Consider the following 25706-nt stretch of genomic DNA (forward strand, 5'->3'; position numbering starts at 1 on the left):
TCCCTATACATTACTCACCCGTCCGCCGCTAAATCAGGTAGCAAGCTACCCTCATCCGCTCGACTTGCATGTGTTAGGCCTGCCGCCAGCGTTCAATCTGAGCCATGATCAAACTCTTCAATTTAAGTTCTTTCGAGACCGAAGCCTCAGCTCAGCATTACTGACTAAATCTTTATAACTTGGTCACTCATACTGATTATTTCGTTTTAAACGAACATCATCATAAGTGCCCACACAGATAATTGATTGCGAATTGTTAAAGAGCGTGCTCTGCATTCAGAGCGAGGCGTTTGCCTCAGTTAGCTTTCGCTTCACAGACCGGATGTCGTTGCCGTTGTCCCTGTCTGTGGATGCGCATTATAGGGAGTTTAATTAAGCCTGCAAGCATAATTTTAAAAAAAGAGTTTGTTCGGCTACTTTTTGAACTAAACAGCTAAAAATGACACTTTTTAGCTGTTATAGGGCTTATAAATCGAAATTGCCACAACCCGCAGAGGTCTTACGATTATTATATTCATCAACCATACGCTGCATCTCTGTAGCATCATAAGGCTGAAGATTACTTAAAATCATTTTCTTCTCACCCTTGCCAATCTGCACGCCCTTTGCAGTCAATATAAAGTTAAGCGTCACGTTACCTCTTTTACCCTCTATATCTAACTTACTGCTGGCAAGACTGAGTTCGACTTTACTTGTGGGTAACGTCGTGAAGCTTAATGCCATACTTTCATAAATGACTAAAGGACGCAGTGGATGAATCATCACACCTTGCTGTTCCATTAACGGTTGCAGAATATGCGGAAAGTTTTGACCTGAAAATTGCACATAATCTTGAAACAACGGTTCGATCACCCCGATATCATGGGTGTGCTCACCAGAAAACTGTACCGTAAGGTAAACGCGGCCCTGTTCATCACATACTTGAATTTGTCCTTCAGACAACTCGCAGTGTAAAAGGACATCGGCGCTGACCATACCGGAGAATTGACAATTCAGTTGTTGGCTTACTCCATAGCGGGTAAGTAAATAACTAAATAACAAATCACCTGGGACACAGAACCGTTTAGCGTCAACATCATGAATAGGATTAAAATCACCCGCGATCTTCTTGGCAAAATTACAGGAGTGCTGACGTGTAAAACTAAAGGCGTCGCCATGACGACTGACAAATGCATCTAAAATCATTACTTCTGAATTACCTTAATAACATATCGATGGGATATTCTAGCCTAAATCAGTCTGCAGATGGTCTAGCCAGTGCGGTTGCCTTACTGATTGGCCCTTGATGTCTTGACAAGAATAGCGCGTTACCACCCATTTGTTTAGCATTAAACTTAGCTGAAGTGCTTAAAGCCGCCACATCATGATGTGTATGACATAAAGTAGGATCAGGAAAAGCCACGCCAATAGACAATGACAGCATAGGATAAAAACAAGAGTCGCCCATTCTATTTAAAGCATGGATCCCTTGTTGTTGCACATGTTCAGGTTCATAGTGAACCAAAATACGTACAGCAAACTCATCCAAAATCGCCTGACACAGTGGCTCAATAACAACAGTATCACTGACCAGCACAAAATCATCCCCTCCTATATGACCAACGAAACACGCTACCCCTTGGGCATTTTGCTGGATAATCTCGGCTAACATCTGCAATACCGCATCACCTTTACTATAACCATAGATATCGTTGTAGGGTTTAAAGTGATTTAGATCTAAGTAAGCTACGGCAAACACACTCCCCTTAGATAACCATTTATCAATCTCTAAATAAATAGGCACATTACCGGGCAAAAAGGTCAATGGATTTGCGTAACGTGCAAGCTGGAGTTTCTCTTCGCTGACTTTTTTTAATAATTGCCGTACCGAACCTAAACCTAAATAATGACCATGACGACAAATAATGAAATACCAACTTGCGGCACTGTATTCATTTTCAGCAACCATTTTACTTACATCATCGAGACTAGAGTCTGCATCGACAATGACTGCGTTAGTATTCATTATCTGGCCAATCGTTTTTCTTTCATGTAACGCTCGACCAAAATGTTGTGAGAAAAGCGCTTGCAGCTCCGAACGACACACTAAACCGACAGGCCTGTTATTACTTACCACAGCCAGCGTTTGCAATCTGGCATCCTGCTCAAACAGCGTGGCCACTTGTAACGCAGTTAGCGATGTTGATATCGGTGCAATATCAATCATCAGCGAAAGAACACTATGTTGACTGGGTAATGGAGGTTTCGCACCCATGATGACTTTACTACTTATTTGCGTTAAAAAAGAGACTTGCGGGCGCCCTAGCAAATAACCTTGCCCAAAGTCGGCTCCAAGTTCTTTACATTGCAAGAGCTCTTCTTCCGTTTCAATCCCTTCTGCAATAATTAAGGAGCCCGTTGCTTTTGCCAAACTGATAATATTTTTTACAAATGCTTTTTTGGTTGGATCGCGATAAATCTCACTAATAAAGTATCGATCAATTTTAACAAAGTCAGGTTGCAACTCTGACCAAAGTTTTAAACCCGAAAAGCCACTCCCTAAATCATCAATGGCAATTAAAAAACCCAGATCACGATAATGATTTACAGCCTTAATCAGTAAGCTAGCATCTTCAACTTGGTATTGCTCAGAAATCTCAATCACGACTTGTGACGGATCTAAACCTGCTTGTTGCAACATGCTTTTGGTTAGCCCACTAGGATGATCAGCAGTAAGTAAAAGCAAGGGGTTGACGTTTAAAAATAATTTACCGCAAACAGCCGCACTGGCAAAAGCCGTAATACTCAACTCGCGACACAGCAACTCTAACTCAGCTAAAGCATGGCATGCTAACGCCGTTTTAAATAGTTGAAAGGGCGAATGCAGTGGGCTATTGGAAGGCCCACGAATTAACGCTTCATAACCAAATACATGAGCATTATTTAAAGAAACAATAGGTTGAAATAGCGGTTGAAGCGCTCTGGAACGCAAAATACTTTTTAGCTCAAGACAAGACTGTTCAGAAGTTGCCATACATCAAATCCAAAATTAACAACAATGACAATATTATGCAGAGCTCATGACAAAAATATGACTCACTAAAAAAACCCACACAAAACACTTGCTTTTTATTTGAACAAAAACTACTGTATAAGCATACACTGTATAAATAACCAGTTAGAGGTTTACATGCTTATCACCAGCAAAGTTTTACATTCCGATACCCCATCTCGTACCAGCAAAACGTTAAACACGAGTCATACTGGATCAATACCGCCACTCACCTTATTGCAACGCAATAACACTGAACTCCAACTCTTAAAATTGTTACAGCAACACCGCGATGTGGACGGCTGGATTGTATTAATTGCACCGAAAGTGAAGCCTAATAAAAATTTTTGGGCAAGCTGCCAGATCCCTTTAGAAAAAATCTTAATGATTCATCCGCACCAGGTTAAGGATTTAGCGAAAACGGTACAACGCGCGATAAACAGTGCTAGCTGTAAAGTTGTGTTGCATGGTGGTGTGTTAACTGATGAGGAAGCAACGCAATTAGCGCAATTAGCAGAGAAGCAGCAAACTGCGTTGTATCCCTTAACGCAGGCAATGGTAAAACAACACTAAAACACTATATTAGTGACAAGTGACAAGTGACAAGTGACATATTTTATCTGAGCTATGCATCACAATACTTAACAAAAAATGATAAATTATCAATAAAGTGAAACACCCTGAGCTGGCTTAGGGGTAAACTAGCACGCATTAATGTGGAGATAACGATGCTGTGTTATTGCTGTTCAAAAAAACCGTTTATTGAATGCTGTGCCCCTTATTTATTAGAAGGTGAGTTAGCACCAAATTGTGAAGCGTTAATGCGATCACGTTACACGGCCTATTGTCGCGGTCAGATTGACTATGTTTACCACACTACGCATCCAACACAACGTTCAGCAGAATTGATAGAAGAAATTCAACAGTTTGCTGATAGTGTGCATTTTTTTAAGTTAGCGATCAGCGCAAGCAATCAGAATATGCCCAAAGGTGAAGTGAGTTTCAAAGCCTACTTTATTATCGATAACACCGTTGAAGTGATCACAGAACAGTCATTTTTCGAATTTATTGATAAATGGTATTACCACAGTGGCAAACTGTCAGCCACACCAAGCCATAAGTTAAAACGTAATGAGCTTTGCCCGTGTGGTTCATTGATAAAAGTGAAACATTGTCAAACTCATCTAAGAAGCGGTCAAGCATAAGATCAAAAAGCACTAAAGCGGTAAAGGGTTAGCATTCAGTTCTTGCAGCATTTCATATAACGCGGTTTCGTCCCCTTCTTGGATCGGTTGTTCCTTGCCACTTAGACGACGTATAGCATGCTGATCTAAATTACTCATCAAGCGACCATCTAATTTTTTGGCATCATCTTTTCTAACCCAAGGCTCAGGGGTTAAAGCGCTTTGTAATTTTAATTGGCGTAAACTCGTTTGCGCAGATCGATTAAGTTGCGCTAACACAGTCGCATCAGTTTCTTGCCATGCAAAACTGCGGCGTTGACGCACAGATAATTGCTGATAGAGCGTTGCGTTTACCTCAGCGCTTTTAGGTAATGGCGTATAAAAAGCCGCCATTTCTTGTACCGCCGGAGACAACACCGCTAACCACAACGCAAAATCAGCACGATGCTGTTGTTGCAATGCTTGGTTAAGCGTTGTACCCAGTTGCCATTCGTTAATGATTGCTTGCATTATCTACACTTTTTAACCTAACTGTTTGCTTTATCGGCAAACAGTCAAAAAACTTTAGTAAAGTGCTTTACTTAAAAACTGAATTTGATAATATGCGCCTGCACTTGTGGAGGGGTTCCCGAGTGGCCAAAGGGATCAGACTGTAAATCTGCCGGCACTGCCTTCGAAGGTTCGAATCCTTCCCCCTCCACCATTTCTCTTTCTGCCTAAGTTCTTCAATTTAAATCAATACGCTATAAAATAGTCTTAGGGGAAGGTGAGAACCTTCGTCAGTTTTGACAATGCGCAGCATTGAACAGCTGAACAACGTGACGCTGGCCTGCAAGGCGAGCAACGCGAGTTATCCTTCCCCCTCCACCATTTCTCTTTCTGCCTAAGTTCTTCAATTTAAATCAATACGCTATAAATAGTCTTAGGGGAAGGTGAGAATCTTCGTCAGGTTTGACAATGCGCAGCATTGAACAGCGGAACAACGTGACGCTGGCCTGCAAGGCGAGCAACGCGAGTTATCCTTCCCCCTCCACCATTTCTCTTTCTGCCTAAGTTCTTCAATTTAAATCAATACGCTATAAAACACTCTTAGGGGAAGGTAAGAACCTTCGTCAGGTTTGACAATGCGCAGCATTGAACAGCGGAACAACGTGACGCTGGCCTGCAAGGCGAGTTATCCTTTCTACCGCCTCCCTCTGTTCTCTAGCGTCCTTGCATGATTCAAATGGCACGTTACTCACTAGCAAGTTGCTGACATAGCTCAGTTAATAAGGTACTGGCACCAATACGTAGCCCTTCGCTTTGTGCCGTTTTACCCGTCACTTGCTCATATAAACTAACTATCTCTAATGCTTGCTCAACGGTTTTGACACCACCTGATGCTTTAAATCCTACCGAGCGATCTGCGGCAGCTATACTGGTTAAGATAATTTTAGCCGCTTCCAATGTAACGCCAACCGGCACTTTACCGGTTGATGTTTTAATAAACTCGGCACCACTATCTATAACCAATTCACTGGCTTTAGTAATTTGTTGTGCGGTTAATAGCTCACCTGATTCAATAATGATTTTTAAACACAGACCTTGGCTTGCTTCACGCACCGCAGCTAAAAACTGAGCGACTTCGGTTTCTTTGCCGCTGAGTAAGGTTTGATAAGGTAAAACACAATCAATTTCCGTCGCACTGGCTTGGAGTGCTGTAGCGATGTCTGCTAGTACGGTAGATAAGGGTTGATCGCCAGTTGGAAAGTTAACAACCGTCGCCAGTGCCACAGTTTCATTAGACTGAGTAATATGTTCACGGGCCTCGGCTAAAAATTCAGGATACACACATAATGCGGCCACCGGCGCGGGAGTTACCGGTAATTGGGCTAACCAATCGGTCATTTGACGCTGATCATCGTTATCTTGTAAGCGTGTTACATCTAAAAGTTTAAGCAGTTGCAATAAACGAAGGGGATTCATCATGGTTAGTTGCCTGTCTGATTCATTATTATTAATTACCGTCTAATTAATCGCGGTATGCTCACCTAGTAAGGGCAGAGATTAAACTAAAATAGCGATTTAATGCAAAATCTAATAAATAATTATGCCGCAATGGAATCTTTTCATAATCAGTGGGTCTTAAAAGGTGTGTTATCCCTGGATGTATTCTCCTTTAATCAATTTATCTTGATACCGACCTGCAAAGGTCGGTTTTTTTTTATAACAACAACCGCTGATGTTGCTTTAGCCACTGCTCCGCTAACCTGTAATCAGCAGAAAACTTCGCTACGCGTTGCCAAAAAGCGTTTGAATGATTCATGTGGGTTAAATGTGCTAATTCGTGCACAACAACATAATCGGCGACCCAAGTAGGCGCTTGCATCAAGCGCCAATTAAACCCGACCTCTGACAAACTATTGCAAAACCCCCATTTACGCTGCCAGTTACCAATACGGATTGCCTTTGGCTTACACCCCATAAGCTGAGCTTGAGAAGCTACGGCTTGCTGAAAATACTGTTCAGCCAGCGGTACAAAATATTCTTGCAGTTGTCGATTCAGGTATAAAGCACGTCGTTCTGGCTTCACCCGCGTTGGGATCGATACTTTACACTGACGTTCCGTCATTACCACATCGGCTTTGGCCGCTAACTGCCAACAAAATGGTATCGATTGCCCTGACACTAAAATTTCATGACGATCTAACGCTGTCACGACGCTATCAGCTTCGGCTTCCGTTCGAGCAAGGTGTAATAAGATCCATTGTTGTTTGCGCGCTAATAACGCAGAGATGAACTGACTTGAAGTGCCTTTTGGTGCTCGAATGGTCAATTGCCCTGCCTTAATGGCCAATTGCACAGAACGTCGCCGACTGTAGATGACTTGATAGTTAAAAGGCAAAGCTGTTTGCCCAGATAATATTGCCAAAGATTGCTCCGGATCCGAGTTTGTCACAGGTCGTGCTGATTTGGATTACATGGTATGATCAACAACAAGCGTTAACAGGTCTTAATTCGGATAGTGTATGAAAATAATTTCTTTTAATATTAATGGTATTCGCGCCAGGCTGCATCAACTTCAAGCATTAATTGAAAAACATCAACCTGACATTATTGGTTTACAGGAAATCAAAGTACATGACAGTGAATTCCCATTAGCTGATGTTCAAGCCATGGGTTATCACGTTTATCATTTTGGCCAAAAAGGGCATTATGGCGTTGCCATCATGAGTAAGCAACCGGCCAGCGAAATGCAATATGGTTTTCCCGGCGATGCTGAAGATGCTCAACGTCGAATGCTAATTGGACAATTCGATTTAGCCGATGGCAAACGCCTAACCGTGCTAAACGGCTATTTCCCGCAGGGGGAAAACCGCGAGCACCCGATAAAATTCCCAGCGAAAACTCAGTTTTACGCTGATTTGCAACATTACCTAGAAACTTCGCATAACAGCGAAAAGGACTACGTGGCCGTAATAGGTGATATTAACATCTCGCCTATCGACTTAGATATCGGCATCGGCGAAGCCAATGCCAAACGTTGGTTACGTGAAGGTAAGACCTCTTTTTTGCCGGAAGAACGTGCTTGGCTACAACAATTGAAAGATTGGGGCTTGATCGATACTTTCCGTGCACTGCATCCAGAAACTGGCGCTCAATACAGTTGGTTTGATTATCGCTCAAAGGGTTTTGATGATAATCGTGGATTACGCATAGACGTGGTTATGGCTACCCCGTTGCTGGCGGCTAAGTGTATTGAGTCAGGCATCGATTATGAACTCAGGGGTATTGAACGCCCATCTGACCACGCCCCCGTTTGGTCAGTATTTAATTTAGCTTAAGACACTGCCATGAATGCGTCTTGTTAAAACCAACGGCGCATTACCGTATTGTCTAACTGCTGATAAGCCTGTTGTAGTAGCTTAGCCAGATCAAAATAACTTTTTAACGAGCCAGGCTGGCTTTGTAATTGGCCATGCTTGATGATTTGCTCACGAATTTCGTTTCCCCAATTTATCAGCGCAGGAGGTAAACTGTTGTCAGCTCGTATACCTAGCCAGTAAAAACCCTGCAACGGTAACGCGGCTAAAAACAACATCATGGCAATAATCTGACCGAGATGTTCTGCACCAAGCAATTTGAATTGGACTAAAGCCGTGATTACCGATAACACCGGCAAAAAATGAACGCCTTTACGCGTTAAGAAAATGACTTTATTTTCAGGGAAAATAGCATTTAATTCTGGTTTAGTCGGCCAAGTACGACTATAACGAATACCTTGGCTTAGAATACGAATCAGCTGCAATTACTCTACTCCCGTGCTGGCCTAGTTTGATAACTTTAGCATACTTTTAATTGTTCTAAACAAAATAAAAATGCCATTGAAACGTTAATGACAGACCCAGTGACGCCTCAGATTTAACAAAATATAAACAACAAGATATTTAAACCAATTTGATAGCAAAACTCTGATTTTTTTACGTTCTCTGTACTTTTTCGATCATGACAGACTAAACAAAAAATATGCCAAAACAAAAAGCCAATAAAATACATAACGATAAACAAGATAAACCGTGTTATTCACAATGTTATTCACAGAATCTGTGGACAACATGAGGCTTGTTAATAACGGTTTAATGGCTTAACCACTGTTTTTTTGCTAGTAAAAATCGTTAATTAAGCTACAAATTTGAGCAAATACGGCAAAAGCAGCAGTTTTATGGCCAAAAGCGCTGCTATCGCTTCAATGCTGGGCTACATAAGGCAGTGAAAGATGCTGATATTGCAAAAACTTTAAGCTATCATCAAAGCTTCATGATCTTGGAGAGCAACAGTGCAGCAATCAGTCATCATCTGGCAACAAGATTGGACCACACTAGAAGGTTTTATTATTAAAAGCCCGTTTAGTGGTCAGGTCTTACCGATCAGCATGCATCCTGAATTACTGTATCAGCAGGATATTTTTCCGGCGACCTTATGCTGTAAATTACAACAAGGTACGCTTTATGCTCCATTCAGTGGCCACTTTACAACAGCCAGAGCCGGTGAGCGTCGTTTAATCTTTACTCATACTTCGGGGCTAACGCTGACCGTCGATTTGCCTTTTGCTATTAGCATCGATCACGGCAAAGGCTTACATTGGCTGTGCCGAGCACCACGTGAAGTCAAGGCTGGTACACCGATACTGCAAATCGACTTAGCGTATTGGCAATTAGTGCTCGATGAACTGTATTGTGTCGCGAGCTTATCTTTACCGAGCAAACTCGATAAGTTACTCAGCCGACAAGCTCAAGTGCTAGCCAACCAAGATCCTCTTTTTGTTCTGCAATTTAAAAAGTAAAAAACTATGATTACCTTATACGGCATCAAAAACTGTGACACTATCAAAAAAGCCCGACGTTGTTTAGAGCAACAAGCGTTAGCCTATCAATTTCACGATTATCGCACCGATGGCTTGGACGCTGAATTGCTAGCGCGTTTCGCCGTGGAATTAGGCTGGAAAAATTTACTTAATACACGTGGCACAACTTGGCGTAAGTTAGCTGACAGCAGTAAAGCGGAGATCAACGAAACACGTGCTTTAGCCTTAATGCTAGAACAACCTGCGCTAATCAAACGGCCGGTATTACAACATAACGAACAACTGTTACTGGGCTTTGATGAGCAAGCTTATCTTGCTTTATCTGCCTCTTCTGAAAAATAGGTAATTCATTTATGACTGATCTCACCAATCCGGCCAGCAACCCAACATTAGCGCTCACCATGGCTTTAATTGAACGGGCGTCAGTAACACCTGAAGATGCCGGTTGTCAGCAACTGATGGCAGCACGTTTAGCTAAAGTGGGCTTTAATATTGAGATGATGCCGTTTGCCGATACGCTCAATATGTGGGCTCGCCATGGTCAAGGCAAACCGTTATTTTGTTTTGCCGGTCACACCGATGTAGTACCGAGCGGTCCTGTCGATGCATGGCACACCCCCCCATTTCAGCCAACCATCATTGGCGATACCTTATTTGGTCGCGGTGCTGCCGATATGAAAGGCAGCTTAGCTGCGATGGTTGTTGCGACTGAGCAATTTTTAGCACAAGAACCGTCACCGGCTTTTAATTTAGCTTACTTAATTACCAGCGATGAAGAAGGCCCCTTTATCAATGGTACGGTCAAAGTGATTGAAACTTTAGAAGCACGCCAAGAAAAAATTCGTTGGTGTTTAGTGGGCGAACCCTCTAGCCATCTGCAAGTGGGTGATGTGATAAAAAACGGTCGGCGTGGTTCGTTAACAGGGCACTTAACCGTAAAAGGTATTCAAGGCCATGTCGCCTACCCACACTTGGCTGATAATCCTATTCATAAAGCGGTACCGGCATTGGCCGCCTTAGCCTCAGAGGTTTGGGATAACGGGAACGCTTATTTTCCAGCAACCAGCTTTCAAATCGCCAATATTCAAGGTGGCACCGGCGCCTCAAATGTGATCCCGGGAGAATTAAACGTTATGTTTAACTTCCGCTACAGCACGGAAGTGGATGCCGAACAGCTGCAAAGTCGAGTCTATGCCCTACTCGACAAATTTGGTTTACATTATCAGCTAGAGTGGACGTTAAATGGCTTACCGTTTTTAACTGAGCAAGGCGATTTAGTTGACTCCACGGTGGCCGCGATTGAAAAAGTACGAGGTATTACGCCACGGCTTGAAACCACAGGTGGCACCTCGGATGGCCGTTTTATTGCCCCAACTGGCGCTCAAGTTATTGAACTAGGCCCCTGCAATGCCACTATCCACAAAGTAAATGAATGTGTGGCGATTGCCGATCTTAGCCAATTAACTGAAGTGTACCTGCAATTATTGATTAATTTGCAGCAACGCTTAACCGCATGAGCCGCGCGATACTGAACCGAGCCCTGTTAACGGGGCTTGATAATTCAGCCATGCAACATATCGGCAATCAGCAATGGCTTCACCAAGAGGCCATGGCTGCATTTCTGCAACTCAAAGCGGCCTTGGCTAATGAAGGTATTGATTTAGCCGTGGTATCGGCTTGGCGCAGTTTCGAGCGTCAAGCACGTATCTGGCAAGCAAAATGTTTGGGGCAACGTCCGGTTTTTAATCATGCTCAACAACGGGTTGATGTGACATCGCTGTCAGCGCAGGCACGTATTGAAGCGATTATGCTTTATTCGGCACTACCTGGTGCAAGTCGACATCACTGGGGAACGGAAATAGATGTTTATGATGCCGCGGCTGTGCCAACAGATTATCAAGTACAGTTAAGTACAGACGAATATCAAGGCGATGGGCCTTTCGCCACTTTAGCGCAGTGGTTACAACAGAATGCTGCTGACTATGGCTTCTTTTTACCTTATCGCGAATTTCGCGGTGGTGTAGCGGCAGAGCCTTGGCATTTGAGCTATCAACCGCTGGCCAGTGCATGTCAGGCAGCGCTAACCCTAGAGCAATTACAACAAACCTTGATGGATAACCCGATTGCCGAGCAAGCCACGGTGTTGCAAATGTTACCGGAGTTATATCCTCGTTTTATCACTAACATTTGTGAGGCAAAAATATGAATTGGCCGTTATTTTGGGGCATCGCACTCGCTTTTGGCGTAATCATCGGCAATATCATGCTCATTAAACATTCAGCTAAAATGAAAATGCCCAGTTTAAAAGATCTAGCCGATCCGCAAGCCAAGCCTGACAACGCCAGTCAAACTGACGCTGCCAAGCAAACACAAAGTAAAACGGTTACTCCGAGCCCTGATCAAAAGCCGAATAGCCCTGACTAAAGCGTTGTAACTGGTCTCGTAAGTTAGGTGGTGTGCCCGTAATAACTAAAGTATCGGTTTTGATATCGTACTTTATCCGCTCCCCGAGTAGCTTTTCATCGAAGCTAAGCGATAAGCCGCCACCCGCACCATTAAACTTGACCATTTTTTTCAGCTCTTTCACTTCGACTGGAAATTGTTCAGCGACATCGAGCTGTTGTTCCGCACAATAGTGTAAGAAACCATTACTCTGCTCAGGATCAACGACCGCCGATAACTCAGTGAGAACCACATCTTGCCCGCTCTTGGCGCGCTCTTCACAGTAGTCAAACACCTGACGCCGAGCGCTGGTTTTTTCAGAGGCATCAAATTCTGCCGCACCCAGGTATTCTTCAACCGACGCCAACACTTTTTGGCTATTCACTCGTGCATCGGCGCCCTCGGTACAGCCTAAAAAATCTAAAAAGAAATCGGCCACTTTTCGCCCTGCACGGCCACGAATAAAACTGATGTAATTGCCTTTAGCCGCATTAACCGCATACTCCGTTAAATCTAAACGTGCGGCCAGTTGCATCCGGCCAATATCTAAATGCCGTGAAGTTGCTAACTCGAGTTGCTCCGACAATTCAAAGTGATCTTTACTGCCTAACAGGCAGACCAAAAGGTAATCGCTGGCTAGATAACGATAATGAGCCAGTAACACATAACCTGTTTCAGGTAATTGATGTTGGCTTAATTCCACCACCAATGCATCCGTAGTGGCTTTGGCAAAACCCAAAAAGTCTGTTTGATCAGCCTGCCAATCGGCTAATGCTTGTGGCACTCGTGCGGACTTCTCTGGATTAAAACTGGCATATCCTTTAGCTGGTTTGCCGTTATAGGCCAGATGTAAGGTTTCTACCAAGTTGGCAACGGCGACGTTACTGCTGATCAAACCGTCACGATAATGCGCTTGATGTTCGCCACTATCGGTCAACGCAATGTAATTAATAGCCAGATGTTGCATATCTACCGACATAAATTTTCCTGTTTTTTCTGAATTCTGTTACTATTCTATCTGTTTAAGCTTTGTTTATCTGAGTAATCCATGCCTATTGTATCAAAATATTCGACTAGCCAAATTGAAAAGCTGGTAAATCAACTTATCGACATCCTGCAAAATGAGCAGGCGACTACCGAGCTGAGCTTAATGTGTTTAGGCAATGCCGTCAGCCATGTTATTAATACATCAGTACCCGCCAAACAACGCGCTGCGGTCACTGAATCATTTAATCGGGCATTAGCGGATGCCATCAACGTAAATCGTCAGTAAACTTAACATGGTGTTAGAACAAAATCTGTCACTGGTAAAAAAAGTCAATCGCTTGCTGAATTGGGGTCACTGGTTCAGCTTTTTTAATATGCTACTGGCTTTAGTGATTACCGCCTCTTTCTGGTGGGCGGAACCTTTACCTGTGACATTCCTTGGCTGGAGTTATCTTGTATTAACCTGGCTAGGACATACCGCATTTATCTGCTTTATGTTTTTTATTTTAACCATCTTTCCGTTGTCGTTAATTTTCCCCTATCAGCGCCATATTCGCGGCTTGGCCGCAGCGCTCGCCAGTATTGGCTTAGTATTATTAATCTTTGACGCCTACGTTTATAACCAGCTTGGTTATCATCTAGGCAGTGCATCTTATGATCAAACGATTGATTTATTACGCCAGCAAATAGTCACCAACCTGCGTAACTTTTTGCTGATCGTGGCCGTAGTGGGCAGTATGTTGTTTGCCATAGAACTGACCATCAGTAACTTTTGCTGGAAAAAGATCACCCGCTTAGGGCAATCAGGCATTGGTAAACCTGCACTTATGCTGTTTTTCGGCAGTTTTATGTTAAGCCATGTTTTACATATTTATGCTGACGCGAAGTTGCAGTGGGACATTACCCGCCAAGATAATGTTTTACCGTTTTCTTATCCCGCTACGGCAAAAAGTTTGTTAGCCCGCTATCAGTTAGTTGATTTAACACAACGTGCACAACGCCAAGCCGAGCGGCTAAGTTTAGAAACCAGTTTGCCACTTACCGGTGAGTTACGTTGTACTTTGCCGGCACAACAGTCGACACTACTGCTGTTTAGCCAACCCTTAACCGAGTCGCAGATTAACTTTTTCCGTCAGCAGCAATTTCGATTACACGAACAACATTTTGCCCCCAATAATGCCCCTGAAGCGCTGCTCAATGTGTTGTATGGCCAATTTATGGTAGAAGCAAGCGACACCGAAGCGCTTAAACAGCGGCCAAGCTGGTTATCACCCTCTCACAGCCAGGCATTTTCGGTAGTGAATCGCGACCCTAAGCTCAGCGCGTTGCTTCCTTGGGCAACAGAGTCGGCCACTCTCACGCCTTTTAGTATGGTATTTGATGCGGATCCCACGCAAAATTGGGCTGACTATCAACAATATGCCCAAATTGTCATTGTGCCGTTACACAGTAATAATACTAAGTTCCAACTGGCTCCTGTCACCGCTCTGACCCGCTGGCCAGCACTGAGTCAACAATTAAAACAGCATAATAGCCAACAGCTGGACTGGTTACCCACCTTGGTTGCTGCGGCCGGCTGTGATGGCCAGCAACGCTGGCTTAGCGACAATTTACTCGCACCTAAAGCCTTACCCAAACTGAATATCAGCCAGCAAGATATTATTAGTATCCGAAAAGATAAGATGCTGATCCTACGTCAAGATGGTAGCTATGGCGTGTGGTCTGCAGGTACTCTGGTGCCGCTGAATGATAAGCTCGACGTTCCGATGCTGATTGATGCCTTAAAGCGCTTAGAAGACTAACTGCACCCGAGCGCTTACTGGATCAGCTTCGGCCCTTTTAAGCGGGGCCGCTTACCTGCTAACTCAAGCTCGGCGAGATGAAATAAATTGGTAAACACAATGGGCGGCGCCGGTTCACCAAAACATTCAATAAACGCCACTTCTGCTTCTTTAACAATTTGCTGATACAGCTGATCATAGGTACTAAAACCATCATAACTATAAGGCTCATTCAAATCAGCCATAGCGTGTTGTTGTTGACGACGCATAAAATAGTTCATCAGGAACTCATACTGCTTGATATCCAGCCATTGACGGTAATCCATAAGGTTTCTCCGAAATATTCTACCCTGCGATAATGTAAATCACTTAGGCTAAACAGCATATTGCTCATGCCAAGATAAGGTATACGCAACACGGGCGTCAATTGACTTGCCAAGCTGATTAATTTTATTGTTTATGTTAAGCAATAAAATTCACTTTAAATACAAATGAGAAGTGTTATCATTTAATCATCGTATTGAGATAGGATGTAACTGATGATTAAGACTCTCACCTTCGCGCTAATGCACTTTACCATTGCTTTTGCAGTGACCTATTTAATTACCGGCGATCTCATCCTCGGTGGCTTGGTTGCTATTGTTGAACCCGCGGTAAATACGGTAGGTTATTTTTTCCATGAAAAAATCTGGTCTAAACTGGCTAATACACCGCAAGGCTTTGCGGCTTAAACTAATAAGCAACGAAAGCAGCATACCCGTTGAAATTAGCACAGCACGCACCGCAAAAAGCCGTTACAATATTCAACTTAAACAATGAATAATGAGGCACAAATGATAGCATTAGGTACCCTGAATACATTAACCGTAAAAAAACAGGTTAAGTTTGGTTATTACCTGGACGGATTAAGCTGGGGTGAGATCCTACTGCCGAACAACGTGGCGCCCGCAGATATTGTTATCGGCGAGCCCTTGTCTGTATTTTTATATTTAGATTCTGAAGATCAACTGATTGCCACCACTGAGCAACCGAAAATTATGGTTGGCCAGGTGGCCTCTTTAGCTGTGGTTGCCAGTACTAAGGTGGGTGCTTTCTTAGATTGGGGTTTAAAGAAAGACTTATTAGTGCCCTTTAGCGAGCAGCAAATCCCGCTGAAAGTGGGCCAGCACTATCTAGTGTATTGTTATGTCGATTTAAGTAATCGTATTGTTGCTTCGACTAAATTAGATCGTCATTTACATAAAACCCCTGTGCCTTACCAAACCGGTGATAAGGTGCAAGTGATGATCAGCGAGCAAACCGATATTGGATACAAAGCGATTATTGAACATCAACATTGGGGTGTATTGTATAAAAATGAAGTTTTTCGCCCACTGAAACGAGGTGAACGCCACACCGCCCTGATCACCAAAGTTCGCGATGATGGCAAAATTGATTTACGCCTAAATCAAGCCACTTATCAGCAAGCTCAGGCGTTAACTGAAAAGATTTTACAGCGTTTACGCCAAAACGATGGCAAACTGGCTTTAACGGATAAAAGCTCGCCAGAACTGATTGCCGATGCCTTTGGGGTGAGTAAAAAAACCTTTAAGCAAGCCATTGGTGCATTGTATAAAGACAAGCTAATTGTTATCACGCCTGCCGGTTTGCTGCTGGTTGAAAAGTCAGTTTAAATAAATAATACCTGTGCTTCGTGCAAAACGAGGCGCATTGAAGCGGTAATCACCTTCATGCTATACGCCGTTCATGCTAAAAATGGCGAGTAAAACAAAAAAACCGGTCTTGCTGAGCAGACCGGTTTTATTTTTTAGCCCAATTTGGCTCAAATCACGCTGCGGTTATTTGGTTTTGTGCAAACTAGATGCACCGCGCTGGTGGCCCGCTCACGAAAGCCGCCTTCGCAATAACACAGATAAAAATGCCATAACCGAATAAAGTTATCGTCATAATTTAATTTATGTACCGCATCGCGCTGTGCCATAAAATTATCACACCAATCTTTTAGCGTACGAGCGTAATCAAAACCGATATCCTGAACCTGACGGATCACTAAGTCTGTATGCTCCGCAACCGCAGTAGCCATCCGGCTAATGGACGGTAAACAACCGCCCGGAAAAATATAGCGTTTAATAAAGTCAACTTCTCGCACATATTGATCATAACGATGATCGACCATGGTAATTGCCTGCAATACCATAATGCCATCGGGTTTTAATAAGCTGCTGCACTTGGCAAAGTAATTATCGAGAAAATCATCACCTACCGCTTCAATCATCTCAATAGAAACCAGTTTATCGTAGCTACCCTCAAGCTCGCGATAATCTTTAAACAACAGGGTAATTTGTCCCTCTAAACCTAAGGCTTTTATACGGGCTTGGGTGTAATCATATTGCTGTTGTGAAATCGTGGTGGTAGTCACTTTACAGCCATAATGCTGTGCAGCATAAATAGCCATGCTGCCCCAACCGGTGCCAATCTCAATCACATGATCACTGGCTTGTAATTGCAGACGCTCACAAATTTGTTGCAACTTATGCTGCTGCGCTTCGGCTAAACTGCTATCAACAGAGGGATAAACCGCACTGGAATACATCATACTAGGATCTAAGAACAGCTTATACATCGCGTTGCCTAAGTCATAATGCGCAGAAATGTTGCGTTTAGACTGACTGACCGTATTACGATTACGGTAATTTAACAGCTTTAATACTGGACGGCTCAAGCGGGCCCAGGTGGAGTCCATCTTATCGAGCACAGCTAAGTTACGGGCAAAAATTTGTACTAGGGCGGTTAAGTTGTCGCAGCGCCAATGGCCATGAATATAAGCTTCACCGCCGCCAACCGAGCCAGCTAACACCAGTTTTTGGTAAAAGGCAGGATCTACCACTGTTATCGTGGCGTGTAACTCAGCACCCGTTTCACCAAATTGTTGTTCTACCCCTGCTTCAATCACCGTGATGGCACCGTGACGTAATTGGCTGAGGAAATTCAAAGTAAATTTACGACATAACCGGTCAAACCAACCAAGATTGTCAAACACCGCTTTTTCACTAAGCGACAAACTCATACATCAGATCCTCTGGATTTAGGATGGCCATAGATAGGCATCCTTTTAAACACTAGTTTTAAAGCCTGCCAATAAATTCGCGTCATGATCTGTACGCTTTGCCATGGCTGACGGATCAATATCTTACGGCGCACTGCGGCTGTCAGCTCAAAGCGTCGCAGGGTAAACCACGCACTAAACACCGCTTGGGCTTGCTTGATATTCGTAATACTGCAAAACAATTGCTCGCCAGGCTGAGGAATTTGCCATCGATATTGCATATCTAATGGATTAAACGGTGAAACATGAAACACTTTGTCATGTTCATAAAACTTGGCGTCTTCTTGCAACTGCTGCAAATAGTAATGCCGTTCGTTCCAAGGCGTATTACTGACCTCCGCGAGCAAATAACAGCAACGACCGCTTTCATCGTAACAGTAGTATAAATTAAGCGGACTAAAATAGACGCCCCAGCCTGCCAATGGCGACACCAAGAAAACCTGGTTAATCGCCACATTACCCCCTAACTGCTGTACTTTGGTGCGAACAGCTTGCCCCAAGTCGCTATCACCCTCGAGAAAATCTTTACGTCGAAAACTAATCGCAGCAAACCGCTCAAAACCGATGCCTACAGCAGATAAACTAGCCTGGTTTAGCTGGCTGCAATCCAGCCAATAAGCCGCATAAGGATAGCTAAAGCCATGCACCTTGGGTAGAAAGCGCTTATGCCCTACCCGACCACAATATACCGCATGGCCTGCTTGCATCAGTAATGCACACCTAATAAGGCGGCAACATCGACAGCACTACGCGCGCCGTCTTCATGAAAACCGTTATACCAATAGGCACCACAAAAGAAACTATTATTCACACCATTGATCTCATGACGCCGCTGCTGGCTGGCGATAGTACTATGGTTATACACGGGATGTGCATAGTGATAAACCCCTAAAACCTTATCTTTGGCGATACTGGCGCTGTTGTTTAACGTCACGCAAAAAGTCACGGGGGCTTCTAAGCGCTGTAAAATATTCATATTATAGGTAAGTGTCGCTTGATTGCTTTGCTGGCTATCAAGATTGTAGTTCCAAGACGCCCAAGCCGCTTGGCGAACCGGCAGTAAATTCGTGTCGGTATGCAGCACAACTTCGTTTTGTTGGTAAGCAATTCCCCCCAAAATCTCCCGCTCTTGTGCTGTGGCATCTTTTAATAAAGCCAGCGCTTGATCGCTGTGACAAGCAAAGATCACTTTATCAAATTGTTCGGTTGTGCCATCGGCAAAATGAATGGTTGCACCCATAGCATCGCGCGACACGCCACTGATGTTTTGCTTTAAGCGTAATTTAGCAGCATCGACCTTTTGTAACAGTGCCTCAACGTAGCGCTTAGACCCTCCTTTGATCACTGACCATTGTGGCCGATCATTAATATTTAACAAACCGTGGTTATTAAAAAAGCGAAGGAAAAAACGCACCGGAAATTTTGGCATATCGGTTAAACCGGCTGACCAGATTGCTGCGCCCATCGGCATTAAATAATTATCACGAATACCTTGGCCAAAGCCATGTTTGTCTAAAAACACGCCCAATTCTAAATCCAGATCGGCATGATCTTCAGCAACCAGTTGCTTACCCAATTTGTTAAAACGCACGATTTGCCGCAGCATTAACCAAAAAGACGGTCGAAACACATTACGTTTTTGCGCAAACAAGCTGGCTAAAGTGTTGCCATTATATTCCAGATTGTTTTGTGTATTTTTTACTGAAAAGCTCATCTCTGTTGGTAACGCAGGTACAGCAAGCTCAGCAATAAATTTATTGAAGATGGGATAGGTCCAGTTATTGAAAACAATAAAACCGGTATCAATGGCATAGTGCTTGCCTTGCACTTCGACATCAACAGTGGCAGTGTGACCGCCAAGATAATCATTTGCTTCTAACAAAGTAACATCATATTTATGTTGCAACAGATACCAGCTTAACATGCCAGAAATTCCGCCGCCTATTACTGCTATGCGCATAACTTTCCTTATAATGACAGGCTAAACGCCTGCTTAAACAGCGGGTTAACCCGCAGCCATTTTACGTTTAACTTGGCTGGTTAACCAACCTAATACTGGGATCTGCTGATAAACCATTTCGGTCATATCATAATAATCACGATGATAGATAATCTGCTCACCTTGCCACCGTAATTCTGAACAGCCCTTAACACTAATTTCTTTACCCTTAGCGATGGCAGGATGGCTGTACGTCATCACCCAACTTAAAAAACCGACATCACCCGTACAAGATCCGGATACCGGCGCAAAGCGCGCATAGTTCAACCGTTGATAACCATGATTCAAGTAAACTTGTAACGCAGTTGCGCCTTGAATTTGTTGCACCGGATCAATAAAACAGACGTCTTTATGATAGAGCGCGGTTGGTGCAATAGTATGTTGCCCTGAGATCTGATTAAAATAATCTAAAAAGGCCTGTAGGCGCGGTTCAAGCATGCTGGTTCTCCTGATTTTTTACTGCTGAAAACAGCGCTAAGGTAATTTTTCGAACTTGATCATGTGCAACCACAGGAGCAGCATAACCTTTAGGCGTAATCGGTTTATGCGGCCAATGAATGTCTTTAGCCGATTTAGCCGCCAATTCAGGAATAAACTTACGGATAAAGTCACCATTGGCATCAAAACGCTGGCTTTGTGTTACTGGATTAAAAATACGGAAGTACGGTGCCGCGTCTGTACCGGTTGATGCGGCCCACTGCCAGCCGCCGTTGTTCGCCGCAAAATCGCCATCAATGAGCTTCGACATAAAGTATTGCTCGCCCCAGCGCCAATCAATATGCAAATCTTTAACTAAAAAACTGGCCGTGATCATACGTAAGCGATTATGCATCCAGCCCGTTTGATTTAATTGCCGCATGGCAGCATCCACAATCGGATAACCGGTTTTACCCTGACACCACGCTTCAAATAAGGCCGCATTATTCGGCCATTGAATGAGATCGGTTTCCGCTTGAAACGCTTTATGCTTTATTAGTTTTGGAAAGGCCAGCATGATGTGTTTATAAAAATCACGCCAAATCAGTTCAGATAACCAGACTGCAGCACCACTTTTCTCTTGCCAAATTGATGCTCCGGCTTCTAATTGCAAGCGAGCGACGCATTGTTGTGCTGACAACACGCCAATCGCCAAATAAGGTGAAACCTGTGACGTGCCATCCACGGCAGGTAGGTCACGTTGCAAAGTGTAATCTTGCACCTTTTGCTGACAAAATAGGCGCATCTGCTGCAGCACTTCTACCTCTGCCACTGGCCACGCCGCTGAACTGTTATCCCCCTCTTGCATCACAGTAAACGTTGGCAAGTCAGTAAAGGTTCGCAGTTGTGGCTTTGGCTTAGCCAAGCAATGCACACCTTGATCAGCATATTTTGCTAGCCAATTACGTTTGAACGGTGTAAATACTTTATAGACATCCCCCTGCTGGGTTAACACTGAGCCGGGGGGCATAATGCAAAGCCTGTCGAACCAATGACAATCAATCTGCTGCTGTTGTAACAGTGCGCTAACCTGCTCATCGCGCTGCTGCTCACGCACTTCGTACTCACGCTGTGCATACAAAGCCACCAGCCCTTTAGGAATAAAGGCAGCAATCGTCTTAGCGCAGCCAGCATAGTCGGCACCTTCCACCATCACTAACGGAATATTTAAATCTGCCAGCTCGCTCTCTAATGCTTTGACACGACGGCGCAACAAATCTTGACGCATAGCGGCCATATGGTGTTGTTGCCAGCTTTTAGCGGTAGCAATAAACACAGCGATAACCACACCATTGTCTGCCGCCGCCGCGTTAGCAGCCGCATGCAATGCTTCGTTGTCATGACAACGTAAATCATGTCGAAACCAGACTAAATGGACAGAAGGTGTTTTCATGAGGCTTTGTATCCAAATTAGACGTGTTTGCACGTCAAAATAATTCCAGCAATCAATTTACCATAATTGCCTAAACACGATTATTTAAGGATCCTACCAGTAGAAAGCACGGCAGCACTGATCCTGACGTTACTGCTGTCAGCATTTTGCTCAGTAGTGAACACTCTTCTTTACAGTTGACCTATTCATTCGGATCAACCCTTTAAAAAAAATCAAAAAAAAACGGCAGTTACTTGGTAACTGCCGTTTTCGGATTTACTGTCTATCTAACCTTTACTGGTACCGCTTTCTACCCGTGATTTCAGTTTCTGGCCTGGCCGAAACGTGACTACACAGCGAGCAGAAATGGGAATATCTTCGCCCGTTTTTGGATTTCGGCCTGGTCGCTCGTTTTTAGTGCGCAAATCAAAATTACCAAAACCCGATAACTTAACCTGCTCACCAGACTCTAGCGCAGCACGGATCTCTTCAAAAAAAGCTTCCACTATTAGTTTGGCATCTCGTTTACTTACGCCAAACTTGGTAAACAAACGTTCTGCTAAATCAGCTTTGGTAAGCGCCATCTTTATTCCCTCAACGTTGCGTCGAAATCATTTTTAAGCACGCTAACCACTTGATTTATAACTTCTTGGATAGCTTTATCCTCAAGCGTACGCGCTTTATCCTGTAAGGTCAGAGCAATCGCTAATGACTTAAATCCTTCCGCAACGCCCTGACCGGTGTATACGTCAAATAATTTTAGGTCAACTAACTGATTTACGCCAACTTTTTTAATACTAGCAACAATATCAGCAAAATGCACATCTGATCTAACAACAACCGCTAAATCTCGGCGATTTGCCGGGTATTTTGATAAATCTTGCGCTTGCACTATTTGACGAAGGCCTAAAGCGGCAACGTCAAGCTCAAACAAGAAAGCTTTACCTTTAATGCCTAACTTACGTTCAGCTTCGGGATGCAAAGCACCTAAATAGCCCACTACCTCGCCATCAACATACACTGCTGCAGTTTGCCCAGGGTGCAGTGCACTGTGCTCTGCCGCAGCAAAATGTACACGAGCGGGCGCTGACAATAAGGCCAACAAGGCTTCGACATCACCTTTCACATCGTAAAAATCAGCCGGACGCTCTGCGATTGTCCAGTGTTCATTGGCATAAGAACCCACGACCACACCACCGATCACCGGTACTTGACGTACACCGTTTTCGGCAGCAGCATCAGGAATAAATTTTAAGCCATATTCAAATAACCGTAACCGATTATGCTGACGATTTTGATTGTATTGCACCGCTTGTAATAAGCCTGGCCAGCTATTTAAACGCATGGCCGACATATCTGCCGAAATCGGATTCGGTAACACTAAGGCGCTCTGCTCGCCAAATAACGCCTGTTGCACTTTGGGATCAACAAAGCTGTAAGTAATGGCTTCTTGATAACCACGATCCACCAACACTTGACGCATTTGCGACACACTTAAACTGGCTTCATTAAAACGGCGCATTTTTAAGGCTGCGATGGGCGCTTGGTTTGGAATATTGTTATAGCCATATACCCGGGCCACTTCTTCAATCAAATCTTCGGCGATACTGATATCAAAACGGTAACCTGGCACCGTGACTTGCCAACCTTCTGCGGTATCTGTGACACCTAAGCCTAGGCGCTGAAAAATATCAGTCACTTCGCTGCGAGCGATATCATGACCGACAATGCGTTTTAACTTTTGCTCAGTCAACACGATAGGAGCTTTTACCGGTAAACAGTCTGCAGCAACCGCTTCGGTGATCGGGCCGGCTTCACCGCCAACTATTTGCAACAACAACGCGGTGGCACGTTCCATGGCGGTACGTTGTAATTCAGGATCAACACCGCGCTCATAACGATGCGAGGCATCCGTGTGTAAACCATACTGACGCGCTTTACCGGCAATGGCTAAAGGGGCAAAAAAGGCACTTTCTAGGAAAATATCCGTCGTGCTTTTTGTAACACCACTGTCTAAACCACCAAATATACCTGCCATCGCTAACGCTTTATCCGCATCGGCAATTAATAAGGTATTAGCCTGCAAAGTCACTTCTTCGCCATCTAATAACACCAGTTTTTCGCCGGCTGTGGCCATTCGTACTTGAATATCACCGTTGATTTTTGCTAAATCAAAGGCATGCATTGGATGCCCCAGCTCTAATAAAACATAGTTGGTAACATCAACAATGGCATCGATACTACGAACACCACAGCGCCGTAATTTTTCAGTTAGCCATAATGGGCTGGCCGCTTGCACATTAACGTTGCGAATGACACGACCTAAATAGCGTGGGCAGGCACTCGGGGCTTTAAGGTTGATGGCTTTTTGTTCATCGATGGTCGCAGCGACTGGCGTAAACACAGGCTGGCAAACCTCAAGTTTATTTAACGCGGCCACTTCACGCGCTAAGCCTTTAATCCCTAAACAGTCAGCACGGTTTGGCGTTAAATCAACTTCGATAGTCACATCATCTAAAGCTAAATATTGACGAAGATCAGTGCCCACTGGCGCATCTGTTGGTAATTCCATAATACCGTCAGAGTCATCTGCCATGCCTAATTCTGAGAATGAACACAACATACCGTGTGAAGGCTGTCCACGCAGTTTGGCTTTTTTAATTTGAAAATTACCCGGTAATACCGCACCCACGGTAGCTACCGCAACTTTTAGCCCTAAACGGCAATTCTTTGCCCCACAAACAATGTCTAATAACTCCGCAGAGCCAATAGACACTTTGGTAATTTGCAATTTATCGGCATCAGGATGTTGCTCACAAGCCACGACTTCACCGACGACTACGCCGCTAAACTCACCGGCCACCGCTGCAATACCATCGACTTCTAAACCGGCCATGGATAATTGTTCAGATAAAGCTTGAGTATCCAGCTTAGGGCTAACCCATTCACGTAACCAGGATTCGCTAAATTTCATCTTGTTCTACTCCGCTTATCTGAACTGCTTTAAGAAGCGCACATCATTTTCAAAGAATGAGCGTAAATCGGTTACGCCGTAACGCAACATCGTTAAACGCTCAACGCCCATACCAAAGGCAAAGCCACTGTACACGTCAGGATCGATGCCGACAGAGCGCAGCACATTCGGATGCACCATGCCACAACCGAGTACTTCTAACCATTTTCCGTTTTTACCCATCACATCCACTTCAGCGGAAGGCTCTGTAAATGGGAAGAACGACGGTCTAAAGCGAACCTGTAAGTCTTCTTCAAAAAAGTTTTGCAAGAAGTCATGCAAAATGCCTTTAAGCTCAGCAAAGTTGACATTTTTATCGACCATTAAGCCTTCAACTTGATGAAACATTGGCGTATGTGTTTGATCATAATCATTACGATACACCCGACCTGGCGAAATAATGCGCAGTGGCGGTTGTTCTTTTTCCATAGTGCGAATTTGCACGCCCGAGGTTTGCGTGCGCAACATCAGCTTAGGATTGAAATAAAAGGTGTCATGATCTGCTCTGGCAGGATGGTGCTCAGGAATATTCAGCGCATCAAAGTTATGAAAGTCGTCTTCGATTTCTGGGCCGTGCTTGGTTTCAAAACCTAACTCAGCAAAAAAACTTTCGATCCGCGCAATAGTGCGACTGACCGGGTGTAAGCCACCGCTTTCAATAGCGCGGCCGGGTAAGGTGACATCAATTCGCTCTTGTGCCAACTTAGCGGCAAGTTGCGCTTGTTGTAACAAATCACGTTTTTGATTTAGCGCGTCTTGCACTTGCTGCTTTAATTCGTTTATTTGTTGACCAGCGATTTTACGCTGCTCTGGGTCCATCGCCCCTAAGGATTTCAGCAGATCGGTAATACTGCCTTTTTTGCCCATAAAGGTTACGCGAACCTCTTCTAAAGCAGGAATATCGCTCGCGGTTGCTACCGCAGCCAGAGCCTCATTTAATATCGCTGTCAGGTTCATTGTTGTCCTCAAC

28 protein-coding genes, 1 tRNA gene, 1 rRNA gene and 1 other RNA gene are annotated in these 25706 nt (G+C 44.1%); 14 read left to right on the forward strand and 17 right to left on the reverse strand.

What is annotated here, in order from left to right; translation table 11 throughout:
* From L1N97_RS10145 to L1N97_RS10155, 3 genes are all read right to left on the reverse strand, one after another.
* Positions 1–124 (reverse strand): 16S ribosomal RNA (locus L1N97_RS10145); the annotation flags it as partial.
* 341 nt (positions 125–465) lie between these two features.
* The gene (locus L1N97_RS10150; protein WP_229585982.1) at positions 466–1185 is read right to left on the reverse strand and encodes a DUF3581 family protein; all 720 of its coding nucleotides are present in this window, start codon (positions 1183–1185) and stop codon (positions 466–468) included.
* Positions 1186–1234: 49 nt separating this feature from the next.
* Positions 1235–3013 (reverse strand): GGDEF domain-containing protein, encoded by a 1779-nt coding sequence (locus tag L1N97_RS10155; RefSeq protein WP_236129720.1) that lies wholly within the window; start codon positions 3011–3013, stop codon positions 1235–1237.
* Positions 3014–3169: 156 nt separating this feature from the next.
* On the opposite strand from L1N97_RS10155, the gene L1N97_RS10160 reads away from it, so the two are divergent.
* Positions 3170–3604: a SulA-like leucine-rich domain-containing protein gene (locus L1N97_RS10160; protein ID WP_229585980.1), complete on the forward strand. Its 435-nt coding sequence runs from the start codon at positions 3170–3172 to the stop codon at positions 3602–3604.
* A 155-nt stretch (positions 3605–3759) separates the two neighbouring features.
* Entirely contained in the window at positions 3760–4236 is a 477-nt protein-coding gene (locus L1N97_RS10165) for a YchJ family protein (protein ID WP_236129721.1), read from the forward strand.
* Positions 4237–4248: 12 nt separating this feature from the next.
* Here L1N97_RS10165 and L1N97_RS10170 read toward each other — a convergent pair whose 3' ends face one another.
* On the reverse strand, positions 4249–4725 hold the full coding sequence (locus L1N97_RS10170; protein WP_236129722.1) for a VC2046/SO_2500 family protein: 477 nt from the start codon (positions 4723–4725) through the stop codon (positions 4249–4251).
* A gap of 108 nt (positions 4726–4833) precedes the next feature.
* On the opposite strand from L1N97_RS10170, the gene L1N97_RS10175 reads away from it, so the two are divergent.
* Both L1N97_RS10175 and L1N97_RS10180 read left to right on the forward strand, forming a co-directional pair.
* Positions 4834–4918, forward strand: a tRNA-Tyr gene (locus L1N97_RS10175).
* Positions 4919–5127: 209 nt separating this feature from the next.
* A non-coding RNA gene (locus tag L1N97_RS10180) (RtT sRNA) lies at positions 5128–5251 on the forward strand.
* 197 nt (positions 5252–5448) lie between these two features.
* On the opposite strand, the gene deoC is transcribed toward L1N97_RS10180, so the two are convergent.
* Together deoC and L1N97_RS10190 are read right to left on the reverse strand one after the other, a co-directional pair.
* Positions 5449–6183 carry a deoxyribose-phosphate aldolase gene (gene deoC, locus L1N97_RS10185; RefSeq protein WP_236129723.1) on the reverse strand — a complete coding sequence of 245 codons (735 nt, stop codon included), beginning with the start codon at positions 6181–6183 and terminating at the stop codon, positions 5449–5451.
* 235 nt (positions 6184–6418) lie between these two features.
* The gene (locus tag L1N97_RS10190; protein ID WP_236129724.1) at positions 6419–7126 is read right to left on the reverse strand and encodes a M48 family metallopeptidase; all 708 of its coding nucleotides are present in this window, start codon (positions 7124–7126) and stop codon (positions 6419–6421) included.
* A 97-nt stretch (positions 7127–7223) separates the two neighbouring features.
* Here L1N97_RS10190 and xthA point away from each other — a divergent pair, with 97 nt between their 5' ends.
* Positions 7224–8039 (forward strand): exodeoxyribonuclease III, encoded by an 816-nt coding sequence (gene xthA / locus L1N97_RS10195; protein WP_229585975.1) that lies wholly within the window; start codon positions 7224–7226, stop codon positions 8037–8039.
* Positions 8040–8062: 23 nt separating this feature from the next.
* Here xthA and yfbV read toward each other — a convergent pair whose 3' ends face one another.
* On the reverse strand, positions 8063–8503 hold the full coding sequence (gene yfbV / locus L1N97_RS10200; protein ID WP_226751578.1) for a terminus macrodomain insulation protein YfbV: 441 nt from the start codon (positions 8501–8503) through the stop codon (positions 8063–8065).
* Between the two features lie 528 nt (positions 8504–9031).
* On the opposite strand from yfbV, the gene L1N97_RS10205 reads away from it, so the two are divergent.
* From L1N97_RS10205 to L1N97_RS10225, 5 genes are read left to right on the forward strand one after another with little or no spacing between them, the layout of a single operon-like run.
* A complete protein-coding gene (locus L1N97_RS10205) occupies positions 9032–9538 on the forward strand; it encodes a PTS glucose transporter subunit IIA (protein WP_226751577.1) in 507 nt (168 codons plus the stop codon).
* 6 nt (positions 9539–9544) lie between these two features.
* Positions 9545–9901 (forward strand): ArsC family reductase, encoded by a 357-nt coding sequence (locus tag L1N97_RS10210; protein ID WP_236129725.1) that lies wholly within the window; start codon positions 9545–9547, stop codon positions 9899–9901.
* A gap of 11 nt (positions 9902–9912) precedes the next feature.
* Positions 9913–11076, forward strand: coding sequence for a succinyl-diaminopimelate desuccinylase (gene dapE / locus L1N97_RS10215; protein ID WP_268964701.1), 1164 nt, complete (start codon positions 9913–9915; stop codon positions 11074–11076).
* Positions 11073–11765 (forward strand): M15 family metallopeptidase, encoded by a 693-nt coding sequence (locus tag L1N97_RS10220; protein WP_236129726.1) that lies wholly within the window; start codon positions 11073–11075, stop codon positions 11763–11765. Before dapE ends, L1N97_RS10220 begins: the two co-directional genes overlap by 4 nt.
* Complete coding sequence (locus L1N97_RS10225; protein WP_229585972.1) at positions 11762–11983, forward strand: DUF2897 family protein; 222 nt, start codon at positions 11762–11764, stop codon at positions 11981–11983. The genes L1N97_RS10220 and L1N97_RS10225 overlap by 4 nt, the downstream gene beginning before the upstream one ends.
* Here L1N97_RS10225 and yejK read toward each other — a convergent pair.
* Positions 11943–12980 (reverse strand): nucleoid-associated protein YejK, encoded by a 1038-nt coding sequence (gene yejK / locus L1N97_RS10230; RefSeq protein ID WP_226751572.1) that lies wholly within the window; start codon positions 12978–12980, stop codon positions 11943–11945. The genes L1N97_RS10225 and yejK overlap by 41 nt on opposite strands.
* A 69-nt stretch (positions 12981–13049) precedes the next feature.
* Here yejK and L1N97_RS10235 point away from each other — a divergent pair, with 69 nt between their 5' ends.
* Positions 13050–13274: a DUF1414 domain-containing protein gene (locus L1N97_RS10235; protein WP_236129727.1), complete on the forward strand. Its 225-nt coding sequence runs from the start codon at positions 13050–13052 to the stop codon at positions 13272–13274.
* A gap of 7 nt (positions 13275–13281) precedes the next feature.
* Positions 13282–14790: a DUF3413 domain-containing protein gene (locus L1N97_RS10240; RefSeq protein ID WP_226751570.1), complete on the forward strand. Its 1509-nt coding sequence runs from the start codon at positions 13282–13284 to the stop codon at positions 14788–14790.
* A gap of 14 nt (positions 14791–14804) precedes the next feature.
* Here L1N97_RS10240 and L1N97_RS10245 read toward each other — a convergent pair whose 3' ends face one another.
* Positions 14805–15095 carry a hypothetical protein gene (locus L1N97_RS10245; RefSeq protein WP_236129728.1) on the reverse strand — a complete coding sequence of 97 codons (291 nt, stop codon included), beginning with the start codon at positions 15093–15095 and terminating at the stop codon, positions 14805–14807.
* A gap of 213 nt (positions 15096–15308) precedes the next feature.
* Between L1N97_RS10245 and L1N97_RS10250 the strand changes: the two genes are divergently transcribed.
* The gene (locus tag L1N97_RS10250) at positions 15309–15500 is read left to right on the forward strand and encodes a DUF2061 domain-containing protein (RefSeq protein ID WP_226751568.1); all 192 of its coding nucleotides are present in this window, start codon (positions 15309–15311) and stop codon (positions 15498–15500) included.
* 102 nt (positions 15501–15602) lie between these two features.
* Positions 15603–16442 carry a CvfB family protein gene (locus L1N97_RS10255; RefSeq protein ID WP_226751567.1) on the forward strand — a complete coding sequence of 280 codons (840 nt, stop codon included), beginning with the start codon at positions 15603–15605 and terminating at the stop codon, positions 16440–16442.
* Between the two features lie 149 nt (positions 16443–16591).
* Here the strand turns inward: L1N97_RS10255 and L1N97_RS10260 are convergent, their stop codons facing one another.
* The 8 genes from L1N97_RS10260 to pheS form a co-directional block, all read right to left on the reverse strand.
* Positions 16592–17836: an SAM-dependent methyltransferase gene (locus L1N97_RS10260; protein WP_229585968.1), complete on the reverse strand. Its 1245-nt coding sequence runs from the start codon at positions 17834–17836 to the stop codon at positions 16592–16594.
* The gene (locus tag L1N97_RS10265; protein ID WP_236129729.1) at positions 17833–18582 is read right to left on the reverse strand and encodes a DUF1365 domain-containing protein; all 750 of its coding nucleotides are present in this window, start codon (positions 18580–18582) and stop codon (positions 17833–17835) included. The genes L1N97_RS10260 and L1N97_RS10265 overlap by 4 nt, the downstream gene beginning before the upstream one ends.
* Positions 18582–19835, reverse strand: coding sequence for an NAD(P)/FAD-dependent oxidoreductase (locus L1N97_RS10270; protein WP_236129730.1), 1254 nt, complete (start codon positions 19833–19835; stop codon positions 18582–18584). Before L1N97_RS10270 ends, L1N97_RS10265 begins: the two co-directional genes overlap by 1 nt.
* Before the next feature lie 45 nt (positions 19836–19880).
* Positions 19881–20312 (reverse strand): nuclear transport factor 2 family protein, encoded by a 432-nt coding sequence (locus L1N97_RS10275; protein WP_236129731.1) that lies wholly within the window; start codon positions 20310–20312, stop codon positions 19881–19883.
* Positions 20305–21744 (reverse strand): deoxyribodipyrimidine photo-lyase, encoded by a 1440-nt coding sequence (phrB, locus tag L1N97_RS10280; protein ID WP_236129732.1) that lies wholly within the window; start codon positions 21742–21744, stop codon positions 20305–20307. The genes L1N97_RS10275 and phrB overlap by 8 nt, the downstream gene beginning before the upstream one ends.
* A gap of 266 nt (positions 21745–22010) precedes the next feature.
* A complete protein-coding gene (ihfA, locus tag L1N97_RS10285; protein WP_226751561.1) occupies positions 22011–22307 on the reverse strand; it encodes an integration host factor subunit alpha in 297 nt (98 codons plus the stop codon).
* 2 nt (positions 22308–22309) lie between these two features.
* Positions 22310–24697 carry a phenylalanine--tRNA ligase subunit beta gene (gene pheT, locus L1N97_RS10290; RefSeq protein ID WP_236129733.1) on the reverse strand — a complete coding sequence of 796 codons (2388 nt, stop codon included), beginning with the start codon at positions 24695–24697 and terminating at the stop codon, positions 22310–22312.
* 15 nt (positions 24698–24712) lie between these two features.
* A complete protein-coding gene (gene pheS, locus L1N97_RS10295) occupies positions 24713–25693 on the reverse strand; it encodes a phenylalanine--tRNA ligase subunit alpha (protein ID WP_226751559.1) in 981 nt (326 codons plus the stop codon).
* Positions 25694–25706 lie beyond the last annotated feature (13 nt).

It is taken from the genome of Rheinheimera sp. UJ63 (genome assembly GCF_021568285.1).
GTDB classification, from domain to species: Bacteria; Pseudomonadota; Gammaproteobacteria; order Enterobacterales; family Alteromonadaceae; genus Alishewanella; species Alishewanella maricola.

What these genes read in the sequence shown, in the direction of transcription:
- L1N97_RS10150 (WP_229585982.1), bottom strand. Translation starts at nt 1,185, where the DNA reads ATGATTTTAGATGCATTTGTCAGTCGTCATGGCGACGCCTTTAGTTTT.
- L1N97_RS10155 (WP_236129720.1), bottom strand. Translation starts at nt 3,013, where the DNA reads ATGGCAACTTCTGAACAGTCTTGTCTTGAGCTAAAAAGTATTTTGCGT.
- L1N97_RS10160 (WP_229585980.1), top strand. Translation starts at nt 3,170, where the DNA reads ATGCTTATCACCAGCAAAGTTTTACATTCCGATACCCCATCTCGTACC.
- L1N97_RS10165 (WP_236129721.1), top strand. Translation starts at nt 3,760, where the DNA reads ATGCTGTGTTATTGCTGTTCAAAAAAACCGTTTATTGAATGCTGTGCC.
- L1N97_RS10170 (WP_236129722.1), bottom strand. Translation starts at nt 4,725, where the DNA reads ATGCAAGCAATCATTAACGAATGGCAACTGGGTACAACGCTTAACCAA.
- deoC (WP_236129723.1), bottom strand. Translation starts at nt 6,183, where the DNA reads ATGATGAATCCCCTTCGTTTATTGCAACTGCTTAAACTTTTAGATGTA.
- xthA (WP_229585975.1), top strand. Translation starts at nt 7,224, where the DNA reads ATGAAAATAATTTCTTTTAATATTAATGGTATTCGCGCCAGGCTGCAT.
- L1N97_RS10210 (WP_236129725.1), top strand. Translation starts at nt 9,545, where the DNA reads ATGATTACCTTATACGGCATCAAAAACTGTGACACTATCAAAAAAGCC.
- dapE (WP_268964701.1), top strand. Translation starts at nt 9,913, where the DNA reads ATGACTGATCTCACCAATCCGGCCAGCAACCCAACATTAGCGCTCACC.
- L1N97_RS10220 (WP_236129726.1), top strand. Translation starts at nt 11,073, where the DNA reads ATGAGCCGCGCGATACTGAACCGAGCCCTGTTAACGGGGCTTGATAAT.
- L1N97_RS10225 (WP_229585972.1), top strand. Translation starts at nt 11,762, where the DNA reads ATGAATTGGCCGTTATTTTGGGGCATCGCACTCGCTTTTGGCGTAATC.
- yejK (WP_226751572.1), bottom strand. Translation starts at nt 12,980, where the DNA reads ATGTCGGTAGATATGCAACATCTGGCTATTAATTACATTGCGTTGACC.
- L1N97_RS10235 (WP_236129727.1), top strand. Translation starts at nt 13,050, where the DNA reads ATGCCTATTGTATCAAAATATTCGACTAGCCAAATTGAAAAGCTGGTA.
- L1N97_RS10240 (WP_226751570.1), top strand. Translation starts at nt 13,282, where the DNA reads ATGGTGTTAGAACAAAATCTGTCACTGGTAAAAAAAGTCAATCGCTTG.
- L1N97_RS10245 (WP_236129728.1), bottom strand. Translation starts at nt 15,095, where the DNA reads ATGGATTACCGTCAATGGCTGGATATCAAGCAGTATGAGTTCCTGATG.
- L1N97_RS10250 (WP_226751568.1), top strand. Translation starts at nt 15,309, where the DNA reads ATGATTAAGACTCTCACCTTCGCGCTAATGCACTTTACCATTGCTTTT.
- L1N97_RS10255 (WP_226751567.1), top strand. Translation starts at nt 15,603, where the DNA reads ATGATAGCATTAGGTACCCTGAATACATTAACCGTAAAAAAACAGGTT.
- L1N97_RS10260 (WP_229585968.1), bottom strand. Translation starts at nt 17,836, where the DNA reads ATGAGTTTGTCGCTTAGTGAAAAAGCGGTGTTTGACAATCTTGGTTGG.
- L1N97_RS10265 (WP_236129729.1), bottom strand. Translation starts at nt 18,582, where the DNA reads ATGCAAGCAGGCCATGCGGTATATTGTGGTCGGGTAGGGCATAAGCGC.
- L1N97_RS10270 (WP_236129730.1), bottom strand. Translation starts at nt 19,835, where the DNA reads ATGCGCATAGCAGTAATAGGCGGCGGAATTTCTGGCATGTTAAGCTGG.
- L1N97_RS10275 (WP_236129731.1), bottom strand. Translation starts at nt 20,312, where the DNA reads ATGCTTGAACCGCGCCTACAGGCCTTTTTAGATTATTTTAATCAGATC.
- phrB (WP_236129732.1), bottom strand. Translation starts at nt 21,744, where the DNA reads ATGAAAACACCTTCTGTCCATTTAGTCTGGTTTCGACATGATTTACGT.
- ihfA (WP_226751561.1), bottom strand. Translation starts at nt 22,307, where the DNA reads ATGGCGCTTACCAAAGCTGATTTAGCAGAACGTTTGTTTACCAAGTTT.
- pheT (WP_236129733.1), bottom strand. Translation starts at nt 24,697, where the DNA reads ATGAAATTTAGCGAATCCTGGTTACGTGAATGGGTTAGCCCTAAGCTG.
- pheS (WP_226751559.1), bottom strand. Translation starts at nt 25,693, where the DNA reads ATGAACCTGACAGCGATATTAAATGAGGCTCTGGCTGCGGTAGCAACC.